The organism is Maricaulis parjimensis (assembly GCF_016817355.1).
GTDB classification, from domain to species: Bacteria; Pseudomonadota; Alphaproteobacteria; order Caulobacterales; family Maricaulaceae; genus Maricaulis; species Maricaulis parjimensis.
Genome location: NZ_JADOTT010000010.1, coordinates 16,986 through 26,409 on the forward strand (window position 1 = coordinate 16,986; position 9,424 = coordinate 26,409).

The following is a 9,424-nucleotide window of genomic DNA, read 5'->3' on the forward strand; positions in this document are numbered from 1 at the left end:
CCCTTAGAAGTTCAGGCCGCCCTCGCGGGCTGCCTCTGCAAGCGCTTTGACACGCCCGTGATAAATGTAACCGCCACGATCGAAGACGACGTCCTTGACGCCTTCCTTGACAGCGCGTTCGGCAATCAGCTTGCCAACGATTTCCGCCGCCTTCGTGTCCCAGGACTTGCCGTGCTCTTTCAGAGCCGCTTCCTCGAGAGAGGAGGCCGAAGCCAGGGTCTTGCCCGCCACATCGTCGATGATCTGGGCATAGATGTTCTTCGAAGAACGGTGGACCGACAGCCGCGGACGCCCATTGGCGAATTTCCGCAGGCGGATCCGGTTGCGTTGGGCGCGCCGGACCTGTTTTTCGCGTTGAGTCTTCATCGCTGGCCCTACTTCTTCTTGCCTTCTTTGCGGCGAATGTATTCGCCGACATATTTGATGCCCTTGCCCTTATAGGGTTCCGGCGGACGGAAGCGACGGATTTCAGCCGCCACCTGACCGACTTTCTGCTTGTCGGCGCCGGCGATCTTCACTTCGGTCGGCTTCGGGCAGGAAATCGTGACACCTTCCGGGGCGTCATAGATGACGTCGTGCGACAGGCCGAGCGACAGCTTCAGGGACGAACCCTGCATCTGGGCACGGTAGCCGACGCCGACCAGTTCGAGATCTTTCTCGAAACCGGCGGTGACGCCCTGAACCAGGTTGGCCACCAGCGCGCGCTGCATGCCCCACATGGCACGGGACTTCTTGGACTCGTCGACCGGCGTGACGGTCAGACCGTCTTCGCCCTGCGACAGGCTGACTTGCTCGACGATCGGCATCGAGAGCTCGCCCTTGGGACCCTTAACCGTCAGGCTGTCATCCGCCAGAGTGACGTTGACACCGCCCGGAATGGCGACAGGGAGTTTACCGATACGTGACATTGGCTCGCTCCCTTAGCTGACGTGACACAGGATCTCGCCGCCCACATTGGCCTCGCGAGCAGTCGCATCCGACATCACGCCCTTCGGCGTGGAAAGGATGGCGATGCCCAGGCCATTTTGGACGAGCGGAAGGTCCTTGACGCCGGAATACACACGGCGGCCCGGCTTGGAGATACGCTTGATCTCGCGGATCACCGAGTCACCTTCGAAATACTTGAGCTCGATTTCGAACTCTTTCATGCCGGAGGCGTGGTCCACTTCCGCGTAATCGCGGATATAGCCTTCGCTCTTCAGCACATCGAGCACGCGGCGGCGCAGTGCCGAAGCGGGCGTGTTCACGGACCGCTTGTTACGCATCAGCGCGTTGCGGATCCGGGTCAGCATATCGCCGAGAGGATCATTCACGGACATGTTTCGTCTCCCTCTCTTACCAGCTCGACTTGACCATGCCCGGGATCATGCCCTGGCTGGCCAGTTCGCGCAGCGCGATACGCGACATACGCAGCTTGCGGTAAAACGCACGCGGACGGCCGGTGATCTCGCACCGGTTACGCACACGCGTCACGGCCGAATTGCGGGGCAATTGGGCCAGCTTCAGCTGAGCAGCAAAACGCTCCTCAACCGGCAATTCCTGATTGCGCGCGATCGCTTTCAGTGCGGCACGCTTGGCAGCATAGCGCTGAGCCAGGCGTTCACGCTTGCGATTGCGTTCAACTGCGGAAGTCTTCGCCATTTATATCCTCCTGCGTGCAGAACCCTCACGGTCCTGCTCTCCTGTTGCGTTAGTTCGAAAACGGAAAATCGAACTCGGCCAACAGGGCCTTCGCTTCCTCATCATTGCCGGCAGTGGTGCAGACAACGATATCCATACCCCGGATCTTCTCGACCTTGTCGTAGTCGATCTCCGGGAAAACGATATGTTCTTTCAGACCCATCGCGTAGTTACCGCGACCGTCGAAGCTCTTACCATTGAGCCCACGGAAGTCACGCACTCGCGGCAGGGCGATAGTGATCAGACGATCCAGGAATTCGTACATACGGTCCTGGCGCAGGGTCACCTTCGCACCGATCACCTGCTCCTCGCGGAGCTTGAAGCCCGCGATGGACTTCTTGGCAACCGTCTTGACCGGCTTCTGGCCGGTGATGGCTTCCAGATCCTCAAGGGCACCCTTGATTTTCTTGGAATCCTGGGAGGCTTCGCCGACGCCCATATTGATCACGATCTTGTCCAGACGCGGGATCATCATGTCGTTGGCATAGCCAAACTTTTCCTTCATGCGAGCGCGAATCTCTTCGCGATACTTCGCACGCAGGCGCGGGGAATAGGTCGCAACGTCAGACATCGATGACCTCGCCGGATGCTTTGGCGACCCGGACCTTCTCGCCCGCTTCATTCGTCGTGAAGCCGACACGGGTCGGTTCGCCGGTTTTCGGATCGGCCAGAGCCACGTTCGACACGTGGATCGGGGCCTCTTTTTCCTTGATGCCGCCCTGCTCGGTCTGGGTCGGACGCGTGTGGCGCTTGACCACATTCACGCCGGCCACGAGGACCTTGTTGTCGGACGGCAGCACTTTGGTGACTTCACCGGTCTTGCCCTTGTCACGGCCGGCGAGAATGACGACCTTGTCGCCCTTCTTGATCTTGGCAGCCATTACAGCACCTCCGGCGCCAGCGAGACGATCTTCATGTGGTTCTTGTTGCGCAGTTCGCGCGGAACCGGGCCGAAGATACGCGTACCGAGCGGCTCGTTATTATTGTTGATGATCACCGCAGCATTGGAATCGAAGCGAATGACGGAACCGTCCTTGCGCTTGATGTCCTTGGCCACGCGAACGACGACGGCCTTACGCACGTCACCCTTCTTCACGCGGCCGCGCGGAATGGCTTCCTTGACGGAGACGACGATGATGTCGCCCACGTGGGCATAGCGACGCTTGGCACCGCCCAGCACCTTGATGCATTGCACACGGCGGGCGCCAGAATTGTCGGCTACGTCCAGATTGGTTTGCATCTGGATCATGGCAGATCCTCCTTAGGAAAGGGTCCCGGGTCTTAGGCGTTGGCCTGAGCCGGAACGACCTCCCACCGCTTCAGTTTCGACTTGGGTGCACATTCCTGGATCTGGACCGTGTCACCCACTTTGAACGTGTTGGCTTCGTCATGTGCGTGGTAACGCTTGGTGCGACGAACCGTCTTGCGCAGCAGCGGGTGGAGGAAGGTCCGTTCCACACGCACCACAACGGTCTTGGCACCTTTGTCACTCACAACGACGCCTTGCAGGATACGCTTAGGCATCGCTTAGCTCCCTTGCTCTTGCTGCGACTTGCGCTCGTTCTGGACCGTCTGGATACGCGCGATATCGCGGCGGATCTGGCCGTAGCGGGCGGTGTTGTCCAGCTGGCCGGAGGCCTGCTGGAAGCGCAGATTGAATTGCTCTTTTTTCAGCTTCAGGAGCGTGTCCGTCAGCTGGTCTTCGGTCATGGCGCGAACATCGACGGCCTTGAGTTCAGACTTGCTCATTGTCCGTGCTCCTACTCGCCCAGACGGGCGACGATCTTGGTCTTGACCGGCAGCTTCGCAGCGCCGAGTGCCAGAGCCTCACGCGCGACATCTTCGGGAACCCCGTCGATCTCGAACATGATGCGGCCCGGCTTGACCTTGCACGCCCAAAACTCGGGCGAGCCCTTACCTTTACCCATCCGGACTTCGGTCGGCTTCTTGGAAACCGGCACATCCGGGAAGATGCGGATCCACACGCGACCGGCACGCTTCATGTGACGGGTGATGGCCCGACGCGTGGCTTCGATCTGGCGTGCGGTGACGCGTTCCGGCTGCAGCGCCTTGAGACCGTAGGAGCCGAAGTTCAGGGAGTAACCACCCTTCGCCTGACCCTTGATGCGGCCTTTGTGCGCCTTGCGGAATTTCGTGCGTTTCGGTTGCAGCATGGCTGTAATTCCTTACGCGGCTTGGCGGCCCGAGCGGGCGCGCTGCTCACCCGAGTCCTGGAGGCGACGCTCCTGGGCCATCGGGTCATGTTCCATGATCTCGCCTTTGTAGATCCAGACCTTGATACCGATGATACCCATCGCGGTCTTGGCTTCGGCGGTTCCATAATCGATGTCCGCGCGCAGCGTGTGGAGCGGCACGGAGCCTTCCTGATACTGCTCGGAACGGGCGATCTCAGCGCCACCCAGGCGGCCGCCGCAAAGGATCTTGCAGCCCTTGGCACCCATGCGCATGGCAGACTGCATCGAACGCTTCATGGCGCGGCGGAAAGCCACGCGGCGCTCGAGCTGCTGGGCGATGGATTCGGCCACCAGATTGGCGTCGATTTCCGGCTTGCGCACTTCGACCAGGTTCAGGAAGACCTCACCATCAACCATCTTGGACAGTTCACGGCGCAGGACTTCGATGTCCGAACCCTTCTTGCCGATCACTACACCCGGACGCGCCGTGTGAATGGTGACGCGGCACTTCTTGTGCGGGCGTTCGATCACGATCTTCGAGACGCTGGCATTCTTCAGGCGCTTTTTCAGCATCGCACGGATCTTGATGTCCTCGTGCAGCAGCTTGGCGTATTCGCCGGCGCCCGCATACCAGCGGGATTCCCATGTGCGGTTGACGCCGAGGCGCAGACCGATCGGATTAATCTTCTGACCCATCAGGCGGCCTCCTCGACTTCGCGCACCACGATGGTGAGCTCGGAAAACGGCTTCAGGATCTTCGCGCCGCGACCGCGTGCACGGGCCCGATACCGTTTCATGACCAGGTTTTTGCCGACGAAGGCTTCCGACACGACAAGGCTGTCGATGTCCAGGCCGTGATTGTTCTCGGCATTGGCAATCGCCGACTCGAGGGTCTTGCGAACCTCTTTGGCAATCCGCTTGCGCGAAAACTCGAGATCCGCCAGCGCACGCTCGACCTTCTTGCCACGGATCATTGCCGCGACGAGATTGAGCTTTTGCGGGCTGGTGCGGATCATCCGCAGCTTGGCGCGTGCTTCATTGTCAGCGACGCGACGGGGATTGGCAGACTGGCCCATCGCTTATCTCCGCTTCGCTTTCTTGTCCGCTGCGTGACCGTAATAGGTCCGCGACGGCGAGAATTCACCGAGCTTGTGGCCGACCATATCTTCGGTCACCAGCACCGGCACAAACTTGTTGCCGTTGTGAACCTGGAAAGTCAGGCCCACGAATTGCGGCATGATGGTGGAACGGCGCGACCAGGTCTTGATCGCTTGCTTGCGTCCGCCTTCGTGCGACTTTTCCGCTTTCTTCAGCAGATAACCGTCGACGAACGGACCTTTCCAGACAGAACGAGGCATCGTCTCGGCTCCCTATCGCTTCTTGCGCTCGTGGCGCGAGCGGATGATGAACTTGTCCGTAGACTTGTTCTTGCGCGTCTTGGCACCCTTGGTCGGCTTGCCCCAGGGCGTCACCGGGTGACGACCACCGGAGGTCCGGCCTTCACCACCACCATGCGGGTGGTCGATCGGGTTCATGACAACACCGCGAACAGACGGACGCTTGCCCATGTGACGCTTGCGGCCGGCCTTGCCGAGATTGACGTTCAGGTGGTCCTGGTTGGACACGGCACCGACCGTCGCCATGCAGCTGTCCGGAACCATGCGCAGCTCGCCCGAAGCCAGACGGATCTGGGCGTAGCCGGCATCACGGCCGACCAGCTGGACATAGGCACCGGCGGAACGGGCGATCTGACCACCCTTCTCCGGCTTCATCTCGACATTGTGCAGGATCGTTCCGACCGGAACGGCCTTCAGTGGCATCGCATTGCCCGGCTTCACGTCAGCCTTGGCGGACGCGATGACCGTATCGCCGACAGCCAGGCGCTGCGGCGCCAGGATGTAGGCCAGCTCACCGTCTTCATACTTGATGAGGGCGATGAATGCGGTCCGGTTCGGGTCATATTCCAGACGCTCGACCGTCGCGGGGATGTCCCACTTGCGGCGCTTGAAATCGATCACACGGTACAGGCGCTTCGCACCACCGCCACGACGGCGGGCGGTGATCCGGCCCGTATTGTTGCGGCCACCCTTTTTGGTGAGGCCTTCAACGAGCGTCTTCTCGGGACGGCCCTTGTGCAGCGCGGAGCGATCCACGAGCACGAGAGCGCGGCGGCCCGGAGACGTCGGTTTGAATGTTTTCAAAGCCATCTTAGAGACCCGTCGTCACGTCGATCGAGTGACCCTCTGCGAGAGTCACGACCGCTTTCTTCTGGTCATTGCGCTTGCCGGCAATACCCCGGAAACGCTTGGTCTTACCGTGAACCTTGATCGTGTTCACCGCCGTCACCTTGACCTTGAAGAGTTGTTCGACCGCATCAGCGATCTCTTTCTTGTTGGCCGACAGCGGGACGAAGAAGACAACCTTGCCGTCTTCAGACAGCAGGGTGGACTTTTCCGTGATCACCGGTTGCAGGATCGTGTCGTAATGGCGCGCAGCAGCCGTCATCTTAAGCCTCCTTCGCGCTCAGGCGTTCGTGGATTTTCTCCACGGCGGCCTTCGTCAGCACCAGCGTATCGCGGCGCAGCACGTCGTACACGTTCAGGCCCTGTGCAGGCAGGACGTCGACGCACGGCAGGTTGCGAGCCGCCATGGCGAAATTCTCATCGACCTGCTCACCGGAGATGAACAGGGCGTTGGAGATGCCCAGGCCTTCCAGCGAGGTGCGCAGATCCTTGGTCTTCGGTGCCTTCAGGGCGGCATCATCCAGGATGATGAGCGCCTTGGAGCCGGCCTTGGCCGACAGGGCATGCTTGAGACCCAGGGCCCGGACCTTCTTGGGAAGATCATGAGCGTGGGAGCGCACACGCGGGCCGTGCGCCTTGCCGCCGCCAACGAAGATCGGAGCCGAGCGAGCGCCGTGGCGAGCGCCACCGCCGCCCTTCTGGCGACCGAACTTCTTCTTCGTGCGAGCGATTTCAGAGCGGCCGAGCGTCTTGTGCGTGCCTTGCTGGCGGGCGGCCAGCTGCCACTTCACAACGCGCTGCAGGAGGTCGGAGCGCACCTCTTCAATGCCGAACACGGCATCGTCGAGATCGATAGCACCGGCGTCCTTCGCCGCGAGGGTTTTTACCTCGATCTTCATGCTTGCGTTCCTTCTTCACCGTCGGCAGCCGCTTCCGGCGCCGCAGCTTCAGCCTCAGCCGGCGCGGCGTCGTTTTCGACAGCCGGAGCGGCTTCAGCCGGTGCGTTCATTTCGTCCAGCGTGCGGAACTTGCCCGGCAGCGGGAGCTCGGCATCGCCGTGGCCCTTCACTGCATCGCGCAGTTCAACCCAACCGCCGGCCGAACCCGGAACCGCACCCTTCACGAGGATGAGGCCACGTTCGACATCGACACGGACGACTTCAATGTTCTGGGTCGTGACACGAACGGCACCCATATGGCCGGCCATCTTCTTGCCCTTGAACACCTTGCCCGGGTCCTGACACTGACCGGTGGAGCCGTGCGAACGGTGGGAGATGGACACGCCGTGCGAGGCGCGCAGACCACCGAAATTGTGCCGCTTCATGGCACCGGCAAAACCCTTACCGATCGAGATGCCCGCGGCATCGATCTTCTGACCCGGAACAAAGTGATCGGCCGTCAGCTCAGCGCCGACCTCGATCAGATTGCCTTCCGGGACGCGGAATTCGACCAGCTTGCGCTTGGGCGCAACCTTGGCCTTGGCGAAATGGCCGCGCAGCGCCTTCGGCGTCCGCTTGGCCTTGGCCTCACCCGCCCCGAGCTGCATTGCGACATAACCGTCACGATCCGCCGTCTTGTGCGCGACAACCTGGAGGGACTCCAGCTGCAGCACGGTGCAGGGCACGTGGGCCCCGTCATCGGCGAAGACTCGCGTCATGCCCAGTTTGCGGGCGACAACGCCGGTTCTGCGATCTTCCTGGCGCATAATCCTACGCTCCCAGCTTGATCTCGACGTCCACGCCAGCGGACAGGTCGAGCTTCATAAGCGCATCAACCGTCTGCGGAGTGGGGTCAACAATGTCGAGAAGGCGCTTGTGAGTCCGGATTTCGAACTGTTCGCGCGACTTCTTGTCGATGTGCGGTCCACGCAGCACCGTGAACTTCTCGATACGCGTCGGCAGCGGAATCGGACCGCGAACGTTCGCGCCGGTGCGCTTGGCGGTGGAGACGATCTCCCGGGTGGAATTATCCAATACCCGGTGATCGAACGCCTTCAGGCGAATGCGGATGTTTTGACGTTCCATCAAACCGATCCCGTGTCTAAACTTTCAAAAAGAGCGAAGATCGGGGCGGATACCGCTGAGGCACCGCCCCGACCAGTTGTTTACAATTACTCGACGATTTTGGAGACGACGCCGGCGCCGACGGTGCGACCGCCTTCACGGATAGCGAAGCGCAGCTTCTCTTCCATGGCGATCGGCGTGATCAGCTCGACATTCATTTCCACATTATCGCCCGGCATCACCATCTCGGTGCCTTCCTTCAGCGTCACGACGCCGGTCACGTCGGTCGTGCGGAAGTAGAACTGCGGACGGTAGTTCGTGAAGAACGGCGTGTGACGGCCACCCTCTTCCTTCGTCAGGATATAGGCTTCAGCCACGAACTTGGAGTGCGGCTTGATCGAGCCCGGCTTACACAGAACCTGACCACGCTCAACGCCTTCACGGTCGATACCGCGAAGCAGGACGCCGACATTGTCACCCGCCTGGCCCTGATCGAGCAGCTTGCGGAACATTTCAACGCCCGTACACGTCGTCTTCTGCGTGTCGCGAATACCCACGATCTCGATTTCTTCGCCGACCTTGACGATACCGCGCTCAACGCGACCCGTCACAACCGTACCCCGGCCAGAGATCGAGAACACGTCTTCGATCGGCATCAGGAAGGGCTGGTCAATCGGACGATCCGGCGTCGGGATGTACTCATCCACAGCCGCCATCAGCTCAAGGATCTTCTCCTTGCCGATGTTCTCGTCACGGCCTTCAACAGCCGCCAGAGCCGAACCCGCAACGATCGGAATATCGTCGCCCGGGAAGTCGTAGGAGGACAGAAGTTCGCGAACTTCCATTTCCACGAGCTCCAGAAGCTCTTCATCGTCGACCTGGTCAACCTTGTTCAGGAACACAACCAGGGCCGGAACGCCAACCTGGCGGGCCAGCAGGATGTGTTCACGCGTCTGCGGCATCGGGCCGTCAGCAGCGTTCACAACCAGGATCGCGCCGTCCATCTGCGCCGCACCCGTGATCATGTTCTTCACATAGTCAGCGTGACCCGGGCAGTCCACGTGCGCGTAGTGACGGTTTTCCGTCTCATACTCAACGTGAGCCGTCGAGATCGTGATACCGCGCGCCTTCTCTTCCGGCGCCGAGTCAATCTCGTCATAACCCTTGGCCGTGCCGCCACCGGCCTCAGCCAGAACCATCGTGATCGCAGCCGTCAGCGTCGTCTTGCCGTGGTCAACGTGACCAATCGTGCCGATGTTCGCGTGCGGCTTGGTGCGCTCAAACTTTTCCTTCGCCATGATCT

Annotated in this window: 19 protein-coding genes; all 19 read right to left on the reverse strand. The window is 60.9% G+C overall.

All coding sequences use genetic code 11. The features are described from left to right. Positions 1-3: 3 nt before the first annotated feature. The 19 genes from rplR to tuf all read right to left on the reverse strand — a co-directional run bounded on the left by rplR (position 4) and on the right by tuf (position 9,419). A complete protein-coding gene (gene rplR, locus I0K07_RS14280; RefSeq protein ID WP_203294590.1) occupies positions 4-366 on the reverse strand; it encodes a 50S ribosomal protein L18 in 363 nt (120 codons plus the stop codon). Between the two features lie 8 nt (positions 367-374). Further along, positions 375-908: a 50S ribosomal protein L6 gene (rplF, locus tag I0K07_RS14285; RefSeq protein WP_203294592.1), complete on the reverse strand. Its 534-nt coding sequence runs from the start codon at positions 906-908 to the stop codon at positions 375-377. A 12-nt stretch (positions 909-920) separates the two neighbouring features. Next, positions 921-1,319 (reverse strand): 30S ribosomal protein S8, encoded by a 399-nt coding sequence (rpsH, locus tag I0K07_RS14290; RefSeq protein WP_203294594.1) that lies wholly within the window; start codon positions 1,317-1,319, stop codon positions 921-923. 16 nt (positions 1,320-1,335) lie between these two features. Beyond that, positions 1,336-1,641, reverse strand: a complete 306-nt coding sequence (rpsN, locus tag I0K07_RS14295) for a 30S ribosomal protein S14 (RefSeq protein WP_203294596.1) — start codon at positions 1,639-1,641, stop codon at positions 1,336-1,338. Between the two features lie 49 nt (positions 1,642-1,690). Continuing rightward, on the reverse strand, positions 1,691-2,251 hold the full coding sequence (gene rplE, locus I0K07_RS14300) for a 50S ribosomal protein L5 (RefSeq protein WP_203294598.1): 561 nt from the start codon (positions 2,249-2,251) through the stop codon (positions 1,691-1,693). Next, positions 2,244-2,561 carry a 50S ribosomal protein L24 gene (gene rplX / locus I0K07_RS14305; protein ID WP_203294600.1) on the reverse strand — a complete coding sequence of 106 codons (318 nt, stop codon included), beginning with the start codon at positions 2,559-2,561 and terminating at the stop codon, positions 2,244-2,246. Before rplX ends, rplE begins: the two co-directional genes overlap by 8 nt. Beyond that, entirely contained in the window at positions 2,561-2,929 is a 369-nt protein-coding gene (rplN, locus tag I0K07_RS14310) for a 50S ribosomal protein L14 (RefSeq protein ID WP_203294602.1), read from the reverse strand. Before rplN ends, rplX begins: the two co-directional genes overlap by 1 nt. Positions 2,930-2,961: 32 nt before the next feature. After that, positions 2,962-3,204, reverse strand: a complete 243-nt coding sequence (rpsQ, locus tag I0K07_RS14315) for a 30S ribosomal protein S17 (protein WP_138514310.1) — start codon at positions 3,202-3,204, stop codon at positions 2,962-2,964. A 3-nt stretch (positions 3,205-3,207) separates the two neighbouring features. Beyond that, entirely contained in the window at positions 3,208-3,429 is a 222-nt protein-coding gene (gene rpmC / locus I0K07_RS14320; RefSeq protein ID WP_138514309.1) for a 50S ribosomal protein L29, read from the reverse strand. Positions 3,430-3,440: 11 nt separating this feature from the next. Beyond that, positions 3,441-3,854, reverse strand: a complete 414-nt coding sequence (gene rplP, locus I0K07_RS14325; RefSeq protein WP_138514308.1) for a 50S ribosomal protein L16 — start codon at positions 3,852-3,854, stop codon at positions 3,441-3,443. A 12-nt stretch (positions 3,855-3,866) separates the two neighbouring features. After that, a complete protein-coding gene (rpsC, locus tag I0K07_RS14330) occupies positions 3,867-4,571 on the reverse strand; it encodes a 30S ribosomal protein S3 (RefSeq protein ID WP_138514307.1) in 705 nt (234 codons plus the stop codon). Beyond that, a complete protein-coding gene (rplV, locus tag I0K07_RS14335) occupies positions 4,571-4,951 on the reverse strand; it encodes a 50S ribosomal protein L22 (protein ID WP_203294604.1) in 381 nt (126 codons plus the stop codon). Before rplV ends, rpsC begins: the two co-directional genes overlap by 1 nt. Positions 4,952-4,954: 3 nt before the next feature. Beyond that, positions 4,955-5,233: a 30S ribosomal protein S19 gene (gene rpsS, locus I0K07_RS14340; RefSeq protein ID WP_011643729.1), complete on the reverse strand. Its 279-nt coding sequence runs from the start codon at positions 5,231-5,233 to the stop codon at positions 4,955-4,957. 12 nt (positions 5,234-5,245) lie between these two features. Beyond that, entirely contained in the window at positions 5,246-6,082 is an 837-nt protein-coding gene (gene rplB, locus I0K07_RS14345) for a 50S ribosomal protein L2 (RefSeq protein ID WP_203294606.1), read from the reverse strand. Between the two features lies 1 nt (position 6,083). Beyond that, positions 6,084-6,380 (reverse strand): 50S ribosomal protein L23, encoded by a 297-nt coding sequence (locus tag I0K07_RS14350; protein ID WP_203294608.1) that lies wholly within the window; start codon positions 6,378-6,380, stop codon positions 6,084-6,086. A 1-nt stretch (position 6,381) separates the two neighbouring features. After that, entirely contained in the window at positions 6,382-7,017 is a 636-nt protein-coding gene (gene rplD / locus I0K07_RS14355; protein ID WP_203294610.1) for a 50S ribosomal protein L4, read from the reverse strand. Then, the gene (gene rplC / locus I0K07_RS14360; RefSeq protein WP_203294612.1) at positions 7,014-7,823 is read right to left on the reverse strand and encodes a 50S ribosomal protein L3; all 810 of its coding nucleotides are present in this window, start codon (positions 7,821-7,823) and stop codon (positions 7,014-7,016) included. Before rplC ends, rplD begins: the two co-directional genes overlap by 4 nt. Positions 7,824-7,827: 4 nt before the next feature. Then, positions 7,828-8,142 (reverse strand): 30S ribosomal protein S10, encoded by a 315-nt coding sequence (rpsJ, locus tag I0K07_RS14365; protein ID WP_138514295.1) that lies wholly within the window; start codon positions 8,140-8,142, stop codon positions 7,828-7,830. A gap of 86 nt (positions 8,143-8,228) precedes the next feature. Beyond that, entirely contained in the window at positions 8,229-9,419 is a 1,191-nt protein-coding gene (tuf, locus tag I0K07_RS14370) for an elongation factor Tu (protein ID WP_203294614.1), read from the reverse strand. Positions 9,420-9,424 lie beyond the last annotated feature (5 nt).